This window comes from Achromobacter sp. GQ309, from assembly GCF_059759315.1.
In genome coordinates, this window is record NZ_JCAXDP010000002.1 from 22,196 (window position 1) to 39,351 (window position 17,156).

A 17,156-nucleotide genomic window follows, 5' to 3' on the forward strand; every position below is an offset into this window, starting at 1 on the left:
CGGACGCGATGGATGCGTTGAAAGGTTTACGGGTGGTGGACTTTTCCAAGGTGCTGGCCGGGCCGTTGTGCACGCAGTACCTGGGCGACATGGGCGCCGAGGTCATCAAGGTCGAGCCGCTCAAGGGCGACGACACGCGGCGCTGGCCGCCGTTCCGGCAGGATGACGGCACCGTGTTCCTGAGCGTGAATCGCAACAAACGCAGCATCGCGCTGGACCTGAAGTCGCCGGAAGGACGCGAGGCCGCGCAAAGACTGATCGCCACCGCCGACATCGTGGTCGAGAGTTTCGGGCCGGGCGTCGCCGGCCGCCTGGGCATCGACTACGCCAGCGCGGCGGCGCTGCGGCCCGACGTGGTCTATTGCAGCATCTCGGGCTTTGGCAGCAAGGGGCCGCTGCGCCGCGGCAAGGGCTACGACGTCATCCTGCAGGCGTTCTGCGGCATGATGTCGATCACCGGCGAGGAGGACGGACCCGCCATCCGCAGCCCCATCTCGCCCATCGACCAGGCCACGGGCATGCACGCCGCCACCGGCATTCTGGCCGCTGTGGTGCGGCGGCTGCGCACAGGCAAGGGCTGCCAGGTCGAGGCGTCGCTGTTCGACACGTCCGTGGGCTTCATGGGCTACGTCATGCAGAGCTACTGGGAGCGCGGCACTGAACCCCGTCGTTGGGGCTCCGCGCACGAATCGCTGTGTCCGTATCAGGTCTTCGACGCCAGCGACCGTCCCTTGCTGCTGGGCGTGGCGAACGATTCCCTGTGGCGCACCTTCTGCGACGAGGTCGGCAAGCCTGAGCTGGCGACGGACCCGCGATACGCCACGAACGCGGATCGTGTGCGCAACCGGCCCGAGGTGCTGGCACTGGTGGCGCAGATAATGCGCGAGGACACGCGGGACGGATGGATCGAGCGGCTGGCGCAGGCCGGCATTCCCTGCGCGCCCATCCAGGCGGTGGGCGAAGTGTTGGCGCACGAACACATGGCCGCCAGCGAAATGATCTACCGCTTTGCGGATTCGGCGCACGGCGAACTGAACGTGGTGTCGCAGCCGCTGCGGTTTGACGGCGAACGGCCCAAGCCCACATCGCCGCCGCCTAAGGTCGGCCAGCACACGCGGCAGGTCCTGACGGAACTCGGCTATGACGAGGCGGCGATACAGCGCCATCTGGACGCGGTGGCGCCCACGGCTGGGGAGGCGGTCTGACATGTCGATCGACTTTCATGTGGAAGACGGCATTGCGCTGATCACCATCAACCGGCCCGAGAAAAGCAATGCGCTCGACCATGCGCACTACGAAGCGCTGTCGCAGGCGTGGCAGCGGGTACGTGACGAGGACGCGGTCCGCGTGGCGGTGATCACCGGCGCGGGCGAGAAATCCTTCTGCGCGGGGGCGGATCTGAAGTCCTTTGTCGGCGCGCCGCCCAGCCTGGGGGCGCTGATGAACACGCAACAAGGCCAACTGCTCAATCGCGGGCTGGAAGTCTGGAAGCCCGTGGTGGCCGCCGTCAACGGCTACTGCCTGGGCGGGGGTATGACGCTGCTGCTGGCCACCGACCTGCGCGTGTGCGTGCCGACGGCGACGTTCGGCTTGACGGAAGTGCAGCGCGGCGTGTTTCCGGCCAACGGCGGGACACAGCGCGTGGCGCAGCAGCTTCCGCACGCCATCGCCATGGAAATGCTGCTGCTGGGCGACGCGTTCGACGCCGATGCCGCGAGCCGGTGGGGGCTGGTGAACCGGGTGGTGCCGCGCGATGAACTGATGCCGGCAGCCATGTCCTATGCGCGCCGTCTGGCCGCCAATGCGCCGTTGGCTGTGCAGGCCGCCAAGGAACTGGCGTTGCGCAGCCGGGACGCGGACCTGGCCACCGGCCTGCGGATGGAGCAGCTGTTTTTGCGCCTGCTGCAGGACTCGGAAGATGTCACGGAAGGCAGGCAGGCGTTCGCCGAACGGCGCGCGCCCCGATTTCAAGGACGGTGAGGAGCAAGGATATGGCGTTGAGATCGTTGTTGTTCGTTCCCGGGGACAGCGAGCGCAAGCTCGCCAAAGCCCCAGCCAGCGGCGCGGACGCGCTGATCCTGGATCTGGAGGACGCGGTGGACGCGGCGCGGCTGCCCATCGCGCGCGGGATGGTGCGCGAGTATCTGGCGGCGCGTCCCGCGTCGGGGCCCGCGTCTGGTCCCGAACTTTGGGTGCGCATCAACCCGCTGGATTCGGGGCTGGCGCTGGACGATCTGGCGGAAGTGGTCCGAGGGCGTCCGGACGCAATCCTGCTGCCCAAAGGGCAGGGGGCGCCGGACATCGTCGTGCTGGACCACTATCTGTCGGCACTGGAAGTGCGCGAGGGGCTGCCGGCCGGCGGCATCGGCATCATGCCCGTCGCCACCGAGACGGCCGGCGCGATGTTCAACCTGGGCGGCTATGCCGGATGCAGCCCGCGGCTGCGCGGCCTGACGTGGGGCGCGGAGGATCTGGCCGCCGTTCTGGGCGCGGCCAGCAACCGGCGCGAGGATGGCGAATACGACCTGACCTATGAACTGGCGCGCTCGTTGTGCCTTCTCGGCGCGACGGCGGCCGGCGTGCCCGCCATTGACACGATCTGGGGCAACTTTCGCGACGCGGAAGGGCTGCAACGGGATGCGGCGCGGGCGCGGCGCGCGGGCTTCACGGGCAAGATCGCCATTCACCCCGATCAGGTGGCGCCCATCAACCAGGCGTTCACGCCCGACCCGGCCGACGTGGCGCGGGCGCGGCGCATCGTGCAGGCCTTCGAGGACGCGCCGGGGGTGGGCACCTTGCAGCTCGACGGCGAAATGCTGGATCGCCCGCATCTCAAGCAGGCCCTCCGCATCCTGGCCAGCGCGCCGGCAGGCGGCTGAACGGCGCAAAAAACCGCAGGATCCGCGGCGGTTCCGCCGCAGCCACTTATCGCGACCGCCCGGCACAGGCGCGGCGCGCCACCAAGGAGACTGACATGTTGCGTGATGTGTTCAAGCCGCTGTGCGCGGCGGCGTTGCTTGCGTGCGGCCTGACGGGGCCTGCCGCGCAGGCGGCGGATTATCCGAATCAACCGGTGAAGCTGGTCACGGCATTCGGGGCGGGCAGCGCCAGCGACATCGTCGCGCGGCTGATCGCCGAGCGGTTGCAGGCCGCGCTGGGACAGCCCGTGATCGTCGAGAACAGGCCCGGCGCTTCGGGCCAGGTGGCCACGGATCTGGTCGCGCGCGCCCAGCCGGACGGCTACACGATCATGCTGGCCACCAACACCACGCATTCCTCCAATCCGCATCTATACAAGAGCCTGCGCTACAACCCCGTCAAGGACTTCACGCCGCTGGTGCAGGTGTGCAATTTTCCGTTCGTGCTGGCCGTCAGCGCCAAGCTGCCGATCAGCAGCGTCGACGACCTGCTGCGCTACGGCAAGGCCAATCCGGGCAGCCTGAATTACGCCTATGGCAACAGCACCGGCCAGATCTCGGCCGCGTCGTTCGACAAGCTGACCGGCCTGGGGGCGACGGCTGTGCCCTACAAGAGCACGCCGCAGGCAATGACGGACATCATCGGCGGGCGCGCCACGTTCATGTTCGTGGATCTGGCGTCGGCGGCCGCGCATATCCAGGCCGGTACGCTCAAGGCCCTGGCGGTGTCTACGGAGAAGCGCAGCGCGCTTGCGCCCAATCTGCCCAGCGTGTCCGAAGCGCTGGCGCAACCGGGCTTCGACCTGGCCGCGTGGGTGGGCATCTTTGGCCCCGCGAAACTTCCGGCGCCCATCGCGCAGCGGCTGGGCGACGAACTCTACAAGATCGTGTCGGCGCCGGACTTCAAGCAGAAGCTGACGCAGATGGGCGCGGAGCCCACACCGGCGCAGGCGTCGGCATTCGGACCGTTTGTCGTGCAACAGGAAAAGGTGTGGGGCGACAAGGTCAGGCAGGCGGGGATTCAGGCGGAATAGCGGGGTTCGGCGGGCAGGGCGGGTGGCAAGCCTGCAACCCGCAGCAAGGAGGGCCGTTCTTTTCGACGGCCCTTTGCATTTGGAACGCTTCGGATCTCCCGACCGAGCGCAGGCACAATTCAGTCAGGCACCATTATTGTCTTGGAATAGTAATGTTATTACATTACTATTCTGGCTTTTTTCGCGCGGCCCGCCGCCCGGCGTGCCACCGGCATTTCAAGCATCTCCCGCATTCCTCCATGGCTTCTCTCATTTCCCCTCCCGCCGCCACCCGGCTGCGGTCCATCGACGCGCTGCGCGGCCTGGTCATCGTCATCATGCTGCTCGATCACGTGCGCGAAACCTTTTTCCTGCATCACCAGGTCGGCGACCCGATGGACGTGTCCGCCACGCCGCCGGACCTGTTTTTCTCGCGCCTGCTGGCGCATCTGTGCGCGCCGGTGTTCGTGTTTTTGACGGGCCTGTCGGCCTGGCTGTATGGGGCGAAGGCGGGTGACCGCAGCGCCACGGCGGCGTTTCTGGCGAAGCGGGGCGCATTCTTGATCGCGCTCGAAGTCATCGTCGTGAACTTCGCGTGGACCTTCCAGTTTCCGCCGTCGGTCGTGTACCTGCAGGTGATCTGGGTGATCGGCCTGTCCATGCTGTCGCTCGCGGCCTTGCTGTGGCTGCCGCGCTGGGCGCTGGTTGTCGTGGGCGTGGTGCTGGTCGCGGGTCACAACGCGCTGGATGCCGTGCACTTTGCCGCCGGCCACGCGATGCACGTGCCGTGGGCTGTGCTGCATGATCGCGGCTGGATTGAAGTCAGCGACACGTTGCGCTTGCGCACGTCGTACCCGTTGCTGCCGTGGATCGGCGTGATTGCGCTGGGGTATGCGGCCGGCCCGTGGTTCCAGCCGGGTTCGGACGCCGCCGAACGCCAGCGTCGTTTGTGGACGGCCGGGCTGGCGGCAGTGGCGGGCTTTGTGGTCCTGCGTGCGCTCAATGGCTACGGGCAGTCGCAGAAGTGGGCGGTGCAGGATGACACGCTCCATACCGTCATGAGCTTTGTGAACATCACCAAATACCCGCCGTCGCTGATGTTCCTGCTGCTGACGCTGGGGTTGGGACTGTGCTTGCTGGTGCTGATCGAACGCGCGCAATCGGCGGCCTGGGTCCGCGCGTTGTGCGTGTTTGGCGCCGCGCCGATGTTCTTCTATCTGCTGCACCTGTATGTCTTGAAGGCGCTGTACCTGGGCGGCGAAGCGATCTGGGGCCTGAACCAGGGCAAATACTTCGGCGTGGATGGCATGGCGTCGGTGTGGGTGATTTCGATCCTGCTGGCCGTGGCGCTGTTCTGGCCGGTGCGCTGGTTCGGACGCCTGAAGGCCGCGCGGCGCGATATCGCGTGGCTCAAGTATCTGTGAGGCAGGCGATGGCAGCACGCAAGTTTGCCGTGGGCGTCGCGGCATTGATGGCGCCATGGGCGGCCGACGCGCAGCAGAATGCGGTGACGCTGTATGGCGTCGTCGACCTGAGCATCGCGGGGTTTTCCACGCAAGAGCGCGGCACGGCCATCAACATGCAGTCGGGCGTGCAGTCCGGCTCGCGCTGGGGGCTGCGCGGCAGCGAAGACCTGGGCAACGGCCTGCGCGCGAACTTCCAGCTGGAAAGCGGCTTCCTGGCCAACAACGGCAACTCGGCGCAAGGCAGGCGCCTGTTCGGCCGCGCGGCGTGGGTGGGCGTGTCGGGCGGTTTCGGCGATCTGCGGCTGGGGCGGCAGACCTCGGTCTCGTCCGCCACGCTGGCGGACTACGATGCGTTCCTGGCGTCGTACCTGATCACCGGCGCGCAGACCGCGCTTCTGCCGTACAACGCCAATCGCGCCGACAACACGGTGTCGTATTGGAGTCCATCCGTGGGCGGCCTGCGTGCGGGTGTGGATGCCAGCATGGATTACGACGGCGGCGGCGGATTCAAGACCGCGTCCACCAACAAGCTGTACAGCGCCGCCGTTGTGTTCGACCAGCCGGGCTATTCGATTGCCGCTACCTACGAAGGCGCGAGCTGGGCGGACGGGACGGTGCAATCGGCCGCCATGGCGAACGCCGGGGCCGACCGCCGGCCATATGCGTACACGCTGGCGGGCCGCGCGAGGGTGGACGCGTTCACGCTCTATGCCGGCTGGTCGGTGATGCGCAATGGCTCGACCATCCCGGCGGTGCCGTCACCCGGGCAGCGGGTGTACTTTCCGGGCAGCACGGTGCACGGCGTGATGGCGGGCGCTGCCTGGCGCACGGGCGCTAGCACCGTGATGGCATCTTGGCAGGGCAGCCTGCCGGGCGGTGGGGCGCTCGAGCGCGAGGGCGCCACGCATTCCCAGCAGATCTATTCGGCAGGCTACGTGTATGACCTGTCCAAGCGCACCAACGTGTACGCCATCTACGGCTATATGCGGGGCGCCTGGGACGATCCGTCCTGGCATCAGTCCCAGTACGCGGTCGGCATGCGCCACCGCTTCTGACGGGGTATCAGTAGGCCTTCCCGGCAATCGAATCCGCATAACCGAGATCCAGCCATTTGCCATCGGCGGGGATGCGATCCAGATTGCCCAGGTCGATCTGGGTCTGGAGCGCGTCCTTCAAGGCCTGCTCAGGCACCGCCACGGAATCGGCGAACACACCGTCGTCAATCAGACGTTGCACCGACGCGCGCACGACGGCGGGATCCAGGTTGGGAAAGAGCTTCAGGCCGCTGGCCACGGCGGCGGCAGGGTCCTTGCGGATCGTCTTGAGCGCGCGGTCGATGCCGGAGACGAGCTTCTGCGAGACCTGAGGGTCGATGTCCTGGCGCGTGGAAATGGCCGAGAACGTGTACGGGCCGATCTCGCGCGAGAACGCCGAAACCACCTTGAAGCCCTGGGCCTGCGCTTGGGATGCGCCCGGCTCGTAGAGCACCGCGCAATCGGCCTGGCCGGAACTGAGCGGGCCGATCTCGTTGCCCAGCGGCACTTCCAGCAGGTTCACATCGCGCTTGGGGTCCAGGCCGGCGTTCTTGACCAGCTTGATGAACGCGGACGAACTGGTGGTCGGCATGGCGCCGGTGGCGATGGTGGCGCCTTTCAGGCTCTTGAAGCCGTCGAACGCGAAGGCGGGCTTGCAGGTCAGCCACACGCCCAGGCGGTTCAGCGTGCCGCCCACCACCTTGACGGGCGCGCCGCGGCCGAAGGAGATTGCGGTCCATTCGGGGCCGTGCAGGGAGAAGTCAGCACTCTTGGAGATGACGGCGGCCAGCGCGTTGGTAGACGACGACGCAACGTCGATGCGCACGTCCAGGCCTTCGTCCTTGAAGTAGCCGTGTTCCTCGGCGAAATACACCGGCAGGTAGAACACGGACTTGAACGCGGCCGAGACAACGGCCTTGTCATTGGCCATCGCCGACACGGACAGCAGGGAGGCAGCCGCGGCGGCGGCGATGCGCAGGGTGGTACGGATTTTCATGGGTTTGCAGCGGCGCAATGTGCGCTTCACAGTTTGAATTGAGTGGCGTAGGTCTGGTCTTTCCAGCGCAGCAGGCGCTTTTCGGCGATGTCCACGCCGGCATACAGGACGAAGCCCAGCGCCATCAGCGAGAAGATGCCGACCCAGACCGTGTTCAGGTCATAGAGCGACGAGGCGACGAAGATGATGTGGCCCAGGCCGTACTTGGACGAGATGAATTCGCCCACGACCGTGCCCACCAGCGCAAAGCCGATGTTGATGCGGAACGTGGCGATGATGGCGGGCAGCGCCGACGGCACGACGACCTTGGCGAAGATCTGCCGTTTGGTGGCGCCCAGCGACACGAGCATCTTCTGGATGTCCGGGTCCGCGTCCTTGGCGGCCTGAAAGGCGGCCAGCAGCGCGACGATGGACGTCAGGGAAATCGACAGCGCCACCTTGGAAATCAGGCCCGTGCCGAACCACAGGATGACCAGCGGCGCGAACGCGATCTTGGGCACGCTGTTGATCGCGACCAGAAAGGGCTCGACCACCTTGGCGCCATAGGGCGAATACCACAGCGCCAGGCCCGGAATGGTGCCCACCACGGTGCCGACGACGAATCCAGCGGCCGACGCCCACAGCGTGTAGTTGGCGTGCTCCCAGAGTTCGCCGGACACGATCAGCTTCCAGCCTGCCTGCACCACGCCGGCGGGGGATCCAAAAAGAAAGCCAGACACCGCGCCGGTGCGCACGGCGGCTTCCCACGCGCCAAACAGCACGGCAAGAATGAACAGCTGCGTCGCCAGGACAGGAACGCGAAAGCCCGGACGCGGGCGCGCGGGTGCGGGCGAAGCGACGCCCTGGGCAAGAGATGCGGAGGTCTGGGTCATGCGTGGGTGCCGTCCTTGCGGGCGGTCTGTATGTCGAGTTCCTGGCACAGCAGGTCGAAGTAGCCGGGAAAGCGGCTGTCGTGGCGCGCATGCAGCGGCGAGCGTGTACCCAGCTCGATCCGGTGCTCGCTTTTCAGGCGGCCGGGGCGGGCGCTCAGGACGAAGATGCGCTCGGACAGCGCGATGGCCTCGTCGATGTCGTGGGTCACCAGCACTACGGTCTTGCCCTGCTTGCTGACCGTGTCGGCCAGCATCGATTCGAGGAACAGGCGGGTCTGGTAATCCAGCGCAGAAAAGGGTTCGTCCAGCAGCAGCACGTCCGGATCTGGCAGCAGCGTGCGCGCCAGGGCCACGCGTTGGCGCATGCCGCCGGACAGCGCCTTCGGATAGCTGTCCTGAAAGGGCAGCAGGCCGAAGGTGTCCAGGTACTCGCGGGCGCGTTCCACGGATTCGGCCTTGGGCGCGCCGCGGATTTCCAGGCCGACCAGGACGTTGTCCAGCACGGTGCGCCACGGCATCAGCAGGTCGCGCTGCAGCATGTAGCCGACGCGCCCGCGCAGGTTGGGCAGCGGGCGGCCGTCCAGCGCGATGGTGCCGGCGTCGTGTTCCAGAAGACCGGTCAGGATGTTGAACAGCGTGGACTTGCCGCAGCCGGACGGGCCGATGATGCTGACGAACTCGCCGCTGGCGGCGTTCAGGCTGATGTCGTCCAGGACCTGCACCGGGCCGGTGTCGGTGTGGAAGCGCTTGGAGAGATTGCGGATCTCAAGTTTCAGGGGCGGGGTAGGGCTCATGGCGAAACGACTGCACGCCGCCTCAAGCCGCGCCATGCTCCAGTTCCAGCGCCACCACGTCTTCGTGCGGCACTTCCAGCGCCTCGTTGAAGCGCTTGAAGAAGCTGCACAGCGCAATGCGGATGGTCAGCTCGACGATCTGTTCTTCGCTGAAGAACGATTGCAGCTTCGCGTAGAACGCATCGCTGACCTGCGCCGGCGTCAGCGTGACCAGCACCGCGTAGTCGCGCACCACCAGGTCTTTCTCGTCCAGGCCCGGCACCTGCGGTTCCAGCAGGCGGTCGATGGCTTCCTGCGAGATGCCGTGCGCCGCCAGCTTGGGCGTATGCAGTGTGACGCAGTAATGGCAGGCATGCGCCTTGGACGCGGTCAGCAGCGCGATTTCCAGGTGGCGCGGCGAGATCAGCCCGTCTTCGCGCGACTGCACCAGGTACGAAAAGAAGTGCTTCAAGGCTGGCGGGCGGGGCGCGAACGCGCTCAGCATGTTCGCGTACGGGCCGTAGTCCTGCAGAAGCTGATTGAAGAGTTGGGCGGTCGCGGGATCCAGCTTGGCGGGATCCAAAGGAGTGAGGCGTGACACGGCAATTCCAGCGTAGGGAAGAAGAACGCAGGAATCCTAAGAGACATGCGGCCGCGTGAAAAATACCGATATCACATATGTATATGGGTATGCCGGCGTGGCGGGCGGCTCCGCTGCCATGCCGCGCTAGCGTCGCGCCTGTCTACAGCCGCTGTCCTCCCGTCGCGTCGATGCGCTGTCCCGTGATCCAGCGCCCCTCGTTGGACGCCAGGAATGCGACGATGTCCGCGATGTCTTCGGGCTGGCCCACGCGGCCCAGCGCGATGCTCTGTGCGATGACGCGGCTCAGTGCCGGGTCGCGGGCGCGCTGGTTCAGATCAGTGGCGGTGGCGCCGGGCAAGACCGCATTCACGGTAATGCCGCGCGCGCCCAGTTCGCTGGCCAGCAGCAGCGTCAGCGCTTCCAGGCCCGCCTTGGCTGGTGCGTAGACGCTCATTTCGGGATACGCGGCGCGCGTGCCCATCGACGAGATGTTGATGATGCGGCCGCCATCGCGCAGGAAGGGCAGGCAATGCTGGATCAGAAAGAACGGCGTCTTCAGGTTCACCTGCAGCACGCGGTCGAAGTCCGCCGGCGTCACCTCGGGCAGGCGGGCGCGCAGGCCTACGCCCGCGTTATTGACGAGGATGTCGAGGCCCTCGTCGCCGGTGCGTTCGCACAAACTGGCGCGTGCCTCCTGCGCCAACCGCTCGGCCGCCTCGGGGTCCGCCAAGTCGGCCTGCAACGTCCAGGCCTGGCCGCCGGCCGCCCGGATCTGGCCGACGACTTCATCGGCGGCGTCGGCCTGCGCGTTGTAGTGCACGGCGACGAGCGCGCCGCGGCGGCCCAACGCCAGCGCGATCGCGCGGCCAATGCCCCGGCTGGCGCCGGTGACGAGGGCGGTCTTACCCGCCAGGGAATCTGGTGTGGCGCTCATGCGGCCTCCTTTTCGGGTTGTGTCCAGGCTTGCCGGGCTTCCAATGCCCGCGCCTGCAGCAGCAAGGCATTTCGATCGACCTTGTTGGTGCCCGCCCACGGCAGGTCGTCCAGGAAGCGGATGCGGCGCGGGTGCTGGTAAGCCGGACCGTTATCGAGAGCGTGCTGCTTGAGCGTGTCGGCGTCCAGCGTGCTGCCGGCACGCCGTACGACGAACGCGACCGGGATGTGGCCGCGCTCTTCGTCCGCTAATGGCACCACGCAGCTCTGTCGCACGTCGGGGTGCGATTCCAGCAGCTTCTCGACTTCAACGGGATAGATGTTCTCGCCCGCGCAGACGAACATGTCGTCCGCGCGGCCTACAAAGTAGTGGAATCCGTCGGGGTCGCGGCGCATCACGTCGCCGCTGTAGTACCAGCCGTCGTTCAGCACCTGCGCGCTCTTCTCCGGCAGGTTGTGATAGCCGCCCAGCACGGCGGGATTCTTCATTTCCAGCACGCCTTCGTCCGGGGTGGCGCCGCCCGTCAGCCGGACCTGCGCGGCGTCCAGCGGATAGCCGACCGACAGCGGCGGCGTGGGCAGGCCATCAGGATGCGGTCCGAACACGGCGGGACCGGCCTCGGTCGTGCCATAGCCGTGGGTGATGCGCACGTGCGGCAGCGCGCGCTGGATGCGGTCGAACAGAGCCGTCGTCATCGGCGCGGAGCCCAGCATCACGCGCTCCAGCGCCGACAGGTCGCGGTCCTGCAGCAAGGCGGGATCCTTGACCAGCCGCGCAAACATCGTGGGCACGGCGGTCAGGATGGTGATGCGATAGCGCGCCAGCGCATCCGCGTAGGCGGCCACGTCGAACCCGGGCTGGATCACCAGCAGGCTGTTGCTGGCAAATGCGCGCTTGGACATGAAGAGACCATTCATGTGAAAGAGCGGCTGCGCCAGCAGGTAGCGCGCTTGCGGCGCGTCCGGATTCGCGGGGCCGGACGTGGCGGTCAGCGCCCACAGTTGTCCGGCATGGGTCAGCGGCACGCCCTTGGGTTTGCCGGTGGACCCTGACGTGTACAGCATCTGCGCGATGTCTTCGGGCGCGGGCGTGACGCTCGTGAATGTGGTGGGGACGATCTGCGCCGCAAACCCCTGGGGGCCCGCGTCATCGAAATCCAGCACCGGCACGGTTGCCTCGAAGCCGGCGCGGCGGGGGCCATCCACGAACGCGAGCGCAATGTCCGCATCGCGCAGCACGTAGTCGATATTCTCTTGCGACTGCTTGATGTTGATGGGCACGGCCACGTAACCGGCGCGCATGATGCCGAAGTAAGCCAGCAAGTATTCGGCGCGGTTCAGCGCGGCGATGGCGATGCGCGAGCCGGGCGGCAGGCCACGCTCCGTCAGCCACGCGGCCACGCCGCCGCCCAGCTGGTCGGCCTCGCCATGTGTCAGTTGCCACGGCGCGTCAGGCAGGCGCAGGTCGATGAGCGCGGGCAGCTCGGCCGGCAGGCGCGGATCGGCAAGATCGCCCAGGTTTCGGGGGGAATGCGTCATAAGAAGGACTTCCAGAAGTTGGCGGCTCAGCGCTTTTGCAGCTTGGGATTGAGCGCGTCGTTCAGGCCGTCGCCGACCAGGTTCAGCGACAGCACGGTAAGCATGATGGCCACGCCGGGCACGGCGCAGATGTACCAGGAGGATCGGATCAGGCTGCGGCCTTCGCCCACCAGCCGGCCCCAGCTTGCGATGTTGGGATCGCCCAGGCCCAGGAAGGACACCACCGACTCGTAGAGGATGGCGCCGGCCACGACCAGCGACGACATCACGATGACCGGCGGCAGCGCATTCGGCAGGACTTCGGCGGCGGCGATGCGCCACGGGCTCATGCCGACGGCGCGGCAGGCCTGCACGAACTCGCGCTCCTTGAAGGACAGGAATTCCGCGCGGGTCAGGCGGGCGATCGGGGGCCACGACACCAGGCCCACGGCGAGCGTGATGTTCTCGATTCGCGGCCCCAGCACTGACACGACCGTCAGCACGAACACCACATTGGGAATGATCTGGAACAGCTCGGTCAGGCGCATCAGCCCCTCGTCGATCCAGCCGCCCGCCCACGCAGCGGCCGCGCCGACGGTGACGCCGATCAGCGTGGCGGTGGCGGCGGCCACCAGGCCGATCAGCAGCGTGGCGCGGGCGCCGTGGGCGATGAGTGCGGCGATGTCGCGGCCCATCGAGTCCGTGCCCAGCGGATAACGCCAGGACTCGAACGGCCAGATCTCGGGCGCGCCCACGATGCGCAGCGGATTGACGGGGTAAAGCCAGTCGGCGCTGGCCGCCACCAGCGCGACCAGCAGCAGGACCAGCGCGCCCGCCACGGCGCCGCGGTTGCGGGCAAAGCGCACGGCGAACGCGTCCGGGCGGCGGGCGGCGGGCGCGCCGGCAGGAACAGTTGCAGCGGAAGTAGCGGACATGTCAGGCGGCCTTGATGCGCGGATCCAGGCGCGTGTATGCCAGATCCACGAAGATGTTGGCGATGATGACCACGACCGAACTGAGCACCAGGATGCCCAGCACGACGGGATAGTTGCGGCTCATGACGCTGTCGAACAGCACGGCGCCGATGCCGGGCCAGCTGAACACCGACTCGATCACGATGCTGCCGCCCAGCACGGCGCCCAGTTGCAGGCCAAGCAGGGTGACGATGGGAAGGACGGCGTTGCGCAACACGTGGCGCAGCACCACGGCGACGCGCGTCAGACCCTTGGCGTAGGCGGTGCGCACGTAATCCATGCGGCTGACTTCCAGCATCGAGGCGCGCATCACACGCGCATAGGCTGCCGAATAGAACAAGCCCAGTGCCACCGCCGGCAACGCCAGATGATGCAGGATGTCCAGCGCCTGCCGCCACAGCCCGCCGTCCAGCCCGATGGTGACCATGCCGCCCACCGGAAACCAGCCCAGCTTCACCGAGAACATGATGATCAGCATGATTCCCAGCCAGAAGCTCGGTGCGGCAAAGCACAGCACGGCGAAGGCGGACACGGCGCTGTCCCACCATGTGTTGACCTTGACGGCCGACACGATGCCGGCCGCCACGCCCACCAGCACGGCGATAGCGATGCTGGCCAGCATCAGCACCAGCGTGGCGGGCAGGTGCGCCAGGATGACGTCCAGCACCGGCAGGTTATGCCGGTAGGAATAGCCCAGGTCCAGCTGCGCGACCGACCCGATGTACTTGAGCAACTGCACTGCCGGTGGCTGGTCCAGCCCGTAGGTCACGCGCAGGCGCTCGATCAGCGCCGGGTCGGTGACCTGCTGCTCGGCCGTCATGACGTCCAGGAAGGTCCCCGGCACGGACTGGATCAGGGCAAAATTCAGGACCACCACGCCCAGCAGCAGCGGGATGGCCTGAAGCAGCCGGCGCGAGATCAGGCGCAGAGCCATGTCGTCCTCAGGCCTGCAGCCAGACGTCGGCCAGCGTTTCGCCCTGGACGTTGGCGCCGGTCGTGAAGTTGCGCACGTTCCTGCCGGCCAGGGTGAACGACTGGATTTCCACCAGCGGCACGATCGGCACATCGGTGGACGCCAGGCGGGCGAACTGCGCGGCCAGATTGCGGCGGGCCTCCGGGTCGGTTTCGACGGCCAGCTTGCCGACGATGCCATCCATCTCCGAACTGGAATAGCCCGTGGCATTGCGGAACGCGGCGCCTTTGACGATGCCGTCGGTCGTGAAGAACTGCGTCACGGTGGGCACCAGCTCCAGCGGTGACGTGAAGTTGGACACCGCGATGTCGTAGTCGTATTCGCCATAGATGCGCTTGAGCGCGGTGGCGCGGTCCACGGAATCGAGCTTCACGGCGATGCCCACGTCTTCCAGCGCCTGCTTCAGGTACTGGCCGAGCTTGGCGTTTTCCTCGAACCAGGCCGCGGCCAGCAGGTTGACGGTGAAGCGCTTGCCGTCCTTGACCGGCAAGCCTGCCGCGTCCAGCAGGGCGGCCGCCTTCTTCGGATCGAAGGCATAGCGCGGCACGTCCTCGGTGAAGAACAGCGGATTGCTGCTGAAGATGGGCGCAATCGCAGGCTTGCCGCGGCCGTAGTAGATGGTGTCGACGATGAACTGGCGGTCGATGGCGTGCAGGATGGCCTGGCGGACCTCGCGGCGGTTGACGATGTCGCGCCGCTGGTTGAACTCGACGGTGACCGTCCACGCGGTGTTCTGGTAGCCGCGCGTGTCCACGACGACCTTGCCGGTCTTGACCAGCCGGTCGATGTCGCGCGCGGGCACGGGGTTGGAATAGGCCAGACCCAGCTCGCCGGTTTCCAGCGCCGCGCCGCGCGAGGCGGGGTCCGCCCACCAGCGGATCACCAGCTTGTCCAGGTTCGGCTGCGTGGCGTTCCAGTACTTGTCGTTGCGCAGGTACTCGACATGGCTGCCGCGCACCCACTTGCCGTACTTCCACGGCCCGGTGCCCACCGGCGTGTTGTTCAGCGGGTTGGTGATGAGGTCCTTGCCGTCGTACAGGTGCTTGGGCACCAGCAGCTGATACTGGCCCGACAGGGTGGACTTCAGGAAGAACTCGGGCACCGGGGCGTTGAAGGTCAGCACGACCGTGTGCGGATCCGGCGCCGAGGCTTCTGTCAGCGACTTGAGCGCGATGCCGGCAGAAATGGGCTTCCAGTGCTGCAGCACGTTGTAGACCACGTCGGCCGACGTGAACGGCGTGCCGTCGTGCCAGGTGACGTTCTCGCGCAGCTTGATCGTGTAGCTGCGGAAATCAGCGGACGGCGTGACTGACAGGGCCAATGCGGGCTGGAACTTCAGGTCGGCGTCCAGCTTGAGCAGGCGTTCCAGGATCTTGGTGGACGTCTGAAACGGGCTGGAACCGCCGCCGCCCGGTACGAACAGGGCTTGTGGCTCCAGGCCGCCCCACGTGGCGACGAGCGTGCCGCCGCGGCGGGCGGGGCCGGCGTCGGACCCGGGGCGGTCCGTGGCGGCGAGCAGCGTGCGCGGCGCGACGCCCAGGCCGGCCGCAGCCAGACCGCCGGCGGCGGAGCGGGTCAGAAAGGCGCGCCGTCCGGCGCGGGTTGCTTGTGTCATGACGGAAGTCCTTGTCTTGAGCGCGCGGCTCAGCCCTGGCTGAGCGTGGCGTAGGTGGCGCGGCCGATGGCCACCAGCGCGCCCTGGTCGTTGTAGAGGTCGACGTCGGCCACACCCACGCTGCGGCCGTTGCGGCGCACGCGTGCCACCGCGGTCAGCGAGGTATTGATGGCAGGGCGCAGATAGTCGACGCGAAAGTTGATGGTGGGCAGGCCGCGTCCAAGCAGCATGCCAACGGCAAAGTCGCCGACCGTGTCGATCACGGCGGCCAGCGGACCGCCATGCCATTGGCCGCTCTGCGCGCCGCGTTCGAACTCCGGACGGAAGGGGGCGACCACGGTCAGTTCACCCTGATCGTGGTCGACATTGCGTACCGACAGGTCCAGCCACGCAATGAAGGGCGATCCGTCGAACTTGGCCTGGATATCCACGGCGTTCAGCTGCGCGCTCATGACGCCACCAGCACTTTGCCGACGATCTTGCGATCTTCCAGCGAGGCCAGCGCCTCGGCGCCTTGTTCCAGCGGCCACACGCGGTCCACTTCGACACGCAGGCGGCCATCGCGCACCAGCGCCAGCAGCTCGTGCAGGTCCTCGCGGTCCCACCCGTTGGAGCCGCGGATCTGCAGCTCGAACGTCCAGATGTAGCGCAGGTCTTCCTTGGGATCGAAGCCCGCCGTCGCGCCGCAGGTCAGGAGGCGTCCGCCCAGGCGCAGGCAGCGCAGGGACTTCACCCACGTGTCGCCGCCCGTGAAGTTCACCACCACGTCCACGCCGCCCGGCTTGCCGCCGCGCCGGCGCGAGGGCTTGCCGAAGCGTTCCTGCACGGCCTTCAGGAAGTCTTCCTCGGTGTACAGGATGATGTGGTCGGCGCCCAGCGCGCGCAGCGCCTCGCCTTTCTCCGGCGTGCCGGCGCAGGCGATGACTTCGGCGCCCGCCAGCTTGGCGAGCTGCACCGCGCACACGCCCACGCCGCCGCTGGCGCCCAGGATCAGCACCTTTTCGCCGGCCTGCACCTGGCCGATACGGTTCATCATGCGCAGCGCGGTGCCATAGGCCACCGGCAGCGCGGCGGCCTGCTCGAAGCTGACTTCGTCGGGCAGGCGCAGGAGCTGGTGCGCGGGCACGCGGCACAGTTCGGCCAGTCCGCCGTGGATGGTCTCGCCGACCAGCCCGCCGTCCACGCGGTCGATCGGGTCGACCAGCACGCGGTCGCCGGCCTTCCAGTCGCGCACGTTCTCGCCGGTCTTCACGATCTCGCCGGCCACGTCCAGGCCGATGATGACGGGGAAAGGCAGCTTGATGCCGGGCATGCCGCGGCGGGTGAAGACGTCGTGGTAGTTCAGGGACGAAGCCTTGACGCGGATCACCACGTCATCGGGGCCGGCCACGGGATCGGGGAAGTTGGTTTCCAGGCGCAGCTTTTCGTTGCCGCCGTGCTCACGCAAAACAATCGCTTTCATGAATGCCAGATAAAAGGGGATTTAG

General features: G+C 67.2%; 17 protein-coding genes. 6 read left to right on the forward strand and 11 right to left on the reverse strand.

The features are described from left to right. Window positions 1–8 precede the first annotated feature (8 nt). The 6 genes from AC6CIE_RS05480 to AC6CIE_RS05505 all read left to right on the forward strand — a co-directional run bounded on the left by AC6CIE_RS05480 (window position 9) and on the right by AC6CIE_RS05505 (window position 6,452). On the forward strand, window positions 9–1,205 hold the full coding sequence (locus tag AC6CIE_RS05480) for a CaiB/BaiF CoA transferase family protein (protein WP_498091580.1): 1,197 nt from the start codon (window positions 9–11) through the stop codon (window positions 1,203–1,205). Between the two features lies 1 nt (window position 1,206). Then, window positions 1,207–1,980 carry an enoyl-CoA hydratase/isomerase family protein gene (locus tag AC6CIE_RS05485; protein WP_498091582.1) on the forward strand — a complete coding sequence of 258 codons (774 nt, stop codon included), beginning with the start codon at window positions 1,207–1,209 and terminating at the stop codon, window positions 1,978–1,980. A gap of 11 nt (window positions 1,981–1,991) precedes the next feature. Continuing rightward, window positions 1,992–2,879: an HpcH/HpaI aldolase/citrate lyase family protein gene (locus AC6CIE_RS05490; protein ID WP_367352226.1), complete on the forward strand. Its 888-nt coding sequence runs from the start codon at window positions 1,992–1,994 to the stop codon at window positions 2,877–2,879. Window positions 2,880–2,974: 95 nt separating this feature from the next. Beyond that, on the forward strand, window positions 2,975–3,952 hold the full coding sequence (locus AC6CIE_RS05495; RefSeq protein WP_367352225.1) for a Bug family tripartite tricarboxylate transporter substrate binding protein: 978 nt from the start codon (window positions 2,975–2,977) through the stop codon (window positions 3,950–3,952). 239 nt (window positions 3,953–4,191) lie between these two features. Further along, window positions 4,192–5,355: an acetyltransferase domain-containing protein gene (locus AC6CIE_RS05500; protein WP_498091584.1), complete on the forward strand. Its 1,164-nt coding sequence runs from the start codon at window positions 4,192–4,194 to the stop codon at window positions 5,353–5,355. A gap of 8 nt (window positions 5,356–5,363) precedes the next feature. Then, entirely contained in the window at window positions 5,364–6,452 is a 1,089-nt protein-coding gene (locus AC6CIE_RS05505; protein WP_175185226.1) for a porin, read from the forward strand. A gap of 7 nt (window positions 6,453–6,459) precedes the next feature. On the opposite strand, the gene AC6CIE_RS05510 is transcribed toward AC6CIE_RS05505, so the two are convergent. From AC6CIE_RS05510 to AC6CIE_RS05560, 11 genes are all read right to left on the reverse strand, one after another. Continuing rightward, entirely contained in the window at window positions 6,460–7,428 is a 969-nt protein-coding gene (locus AC6CIE_RS05510; protein ID WP_175185227.1) for an ABC transporter substrate-binding protein, read from the reverse strand. 26 nt (window positions 7,429–7,454) lie between these two features. Then, a complete protein-coding gene (locus tag AC6CIE_RS05515) occupies window positions 7,455–8,300 on the reverse strand; it encodes an ABC transporter permease (RefSeq protein WP_175121444.1) in 846 nt (281 codons plus the stop codon). Beyond that, window positions 8,297–9,094, reverse strand: a complete 798-nt coding sequence (locus AC6CIE_RS05520) for an ABC transporter ATP-binding protein (protein ID WP_175136445.1) — start codon at window positions 9,092–9,094, stop codon at window positions 8,297–8,299. The genes AC6CIE_RS05515 and AC6CIE_RS05520 overlap by 4 nt, the downstream gene beginning before the upstream one ends. A gap of 22 nt (window positions 9,095–9,116) precedes the next feature. Further along, window positions 9,117–9,674 carry a carboxymuconolactone decarboxylase family protein gene (locus AC6CIE_RS05525; RefSeq protein WP_105239048.1) on the reverse strand — a complete coding sequence of 186 codons (558 nt, stop codon included), beginning with the start codon at window positions 9,672–9,674 and terminating at the stop codon, window positions 9,117–9,119. Window positions 9,675–9,816: 142 nt separating this feature from the next. Further along, window positions 9,817–10,590, reverse strand: a complete 774-nt coding sequence (locus AC6CIE_RS05530) for an SDR family oxidoreductase (RefSeq protein ID WP_498091586.1) — start codon at window positions 10,588–10,590, stop codon at window positions 9,817–9,819. Next, complete coding sequence (locus AC6CIE_RS05535) at window positions 10,587–12,128, reverse strand: class I adenylate-forming enzyme family protein (protein ID WP_286940303.1); 1,542 nt, start codon at window positions 12,126–12,128, stop codon at window positions 10,587–10,589. The genes AC6CIE_RS05530 and AC6CIE_RS05535 overlap by 4 nt, the downstream gene beginning before the upstream one ends. A gap of 26 nt (window positions 12,129–12,154) precedes the next feature. Continuing rightward, the gene (locus AC6CIE_RS05540) at window positions 12,155–13,042 is read right to left on the reverse strand and encodes an ABC transporter permease (RefSeq protein WP_286940304.1); all 888 of its coding nucleotides are present in this window, start codon (window positions 13,040–13,042) and stop codon (window positions 12,155–12,157) included. Between the two features lies 1 nt (window position 13,043). After that, window positions 13,044–14,015 carry an ABC transporter permease gene (locus AC6CIE_RS05545; protein ID WP_175121449.1) on the reverse strand — a complete coding sequence of 324 codons (972 nt, stop codon included), beginning with the start codon at window positions 14,013–14,015 and terminating at the stop codon, window positions 13,044–13,046. Window positions 14,016–14,022: 7 nt separating this feature from the next. Then, window positions 14,023–15,669, reverse strand: a complete 1,647-nt coding sequence (locus AC6CIE_RS05550) for an ABC transporter substrate-binding protein (protein ID WP_498091588.1) — start codon at window positions 15,667–15,669, stop codon at window positions 14,023–14,025. Window positions 15,670–15,698: 29 nt separating this feature from the next. After that, on the reverse strand, window positions 15,699–16,121 hold the full coding sequence (locus AC6CIE_RS05555) for a PaaI family thioesterase (protein WP_498091590.1): 423 nt from the start codon (window positions 16,119–16,121) through the stop codon (window positions 15,699–15,701). Beyond that, window positions 16,118–17,131 (reverse strand): quinone oxidoreductase family protein, encoded by a 1,014-nt coding sequence (locus tag AC6CIE_RS05560; protein WP_175136450.1) that lies wholly within the window; start codon window positions 17,129–17,131, stop codon window positions 16,118–16,120. Before AC6CIE_RS05560 ends, AC6CIE_RS05555 begins: the two co-directional genes overlap by 4 nt. Window positions 17,132–17,156: the final 25 nt, after the last annotated feature.

What these genes read in the sequence shown, in the direction of transcription:
- AC6CIE_RS05550 (WP_498091588.1), bottom strand. Translation starts at nt 15,669, where the DNA reads ATGACACAAGCAACCCGCGCCGGACGGCGCGCCTTTCTGACCCGCTCC.
- AC6CIE_RS05545 (WP_175121449.1), bottom strand. Translation starts at nt 14,015, where the DNA reads ATGGCTCTGCGCCTGATCTCGCGCCGGCTGCTTCAGGCCATCCCGCTG.
- AC6CIE_RS05530 (WP_498091586.1), bottom strand. Translation starts at nt 10,590, where the DNA reads ATGAGCGCCACACCAGATTCCCTGGCGGGTAAGACCGCCCTCGTCACC.
- AC6CIE_RS05535 (WP_286940303.1), bottom strand. Translation starts at nt 12,128, where the DNA reads ATGACGCATTCCCCCCGAAACCTGGGCGATCTTGCCGATCCGCGCCTG.
- AC6CIE_RS05510 (WP_175185227.1), bottom strand. Translation starts at nt 7,428, where the DNA reads ATGAAAATCCGTACCACCCTGCGCATCGCCGCCGCCGCGGCTGCCTCC.
- AC6CIE_RS05515 (WP_175121444.1), bottom strand. Translation starts at nt 8,300, where the DNA reads ATGACCCAGACCTCCGCATCTCTTGCCCAGGGCGTCGCTTCGCCCGCA.
- AC6CIE_RS05555 (WP_498091590.1), bottom strand. Translation starts at nt 16,121, where the DNA reads ATGAGCGCGCAGCTGAACGCCGTGGATATCCAGGCCAAGTTCGACGGA.
- AC6CIE_RS05520 (WP_175136445.1), bottom strand. Translation starts at nt 9,094, where the DNA reads ATGAGCCCTACCCCGCCCCTGAAACTTGAGATCCGCAATCTCTCCAAG.
- AC6CIE_RS05500 (WP_498091584.1), top strand. Translation starts at nt 4,192, where the DNA reads ATGGCTTCTCTCATTTCCCCTCCCGCCGCCACCCGGCTGCGGTCCATC.
- AC6CIE_RS05480 (WP_498091580.1), top strand. Translation starts at nt 9, where the DNA reads ATGGATGCGTTGAAAGGTTTACGGGTGGTGGACTTTTCCAAGGTGCTG.
- AC6CIE_RS05540 (WP_286940304.1), bottom strand. Translation starts at nt 13,042, where the DNA reads ATGTCCGCTACTTCCGCTGCAACTGTTCCTGCCGGCGCGCCCGCCGCC.
- AC6CIE_RS05505 (WP_175185226.1), top strand. Translation starts at nt 5,364, where the DNA reads ATGGCAGCACGCAAGTTTGCCGTGGGCGTCGCGGCATTGATGGCGCCA.
- AC6CIE_RS05495 (WP_367352225.1), top strand. Translation starts at nt 2,975, where the DNA reads ATGTTGCGTGATGTGTTCAAGCCGCTGTGCGCGGCGGCGTTGCTTGCG.
- AC6CIE_RS05485 (WP_498091582.1), top strand. Translation starts at nt 1,207, where the DNA reads ATGTCGATCGACTTTCATGTGGAAGACGGCATTGCGCTGATCACCATC.
- AC6CIE_RS05560 (WP_175136450.1), bottom strand. Translation starts at nt 17,131, where the DNA reads ATGAAAGCGATTGTTTTGCGTGAGCACGGCGGCAACGAAAAGCTGCGC.
- AC6CIE_RS05490 (WP_367352226.1), top strand. Translation starts at nt 1,992, where the DNA reads ATGGCGTTGAGATCGTTGTTGTTCGTTCCCGGGGACAGCGAGCGCAAG.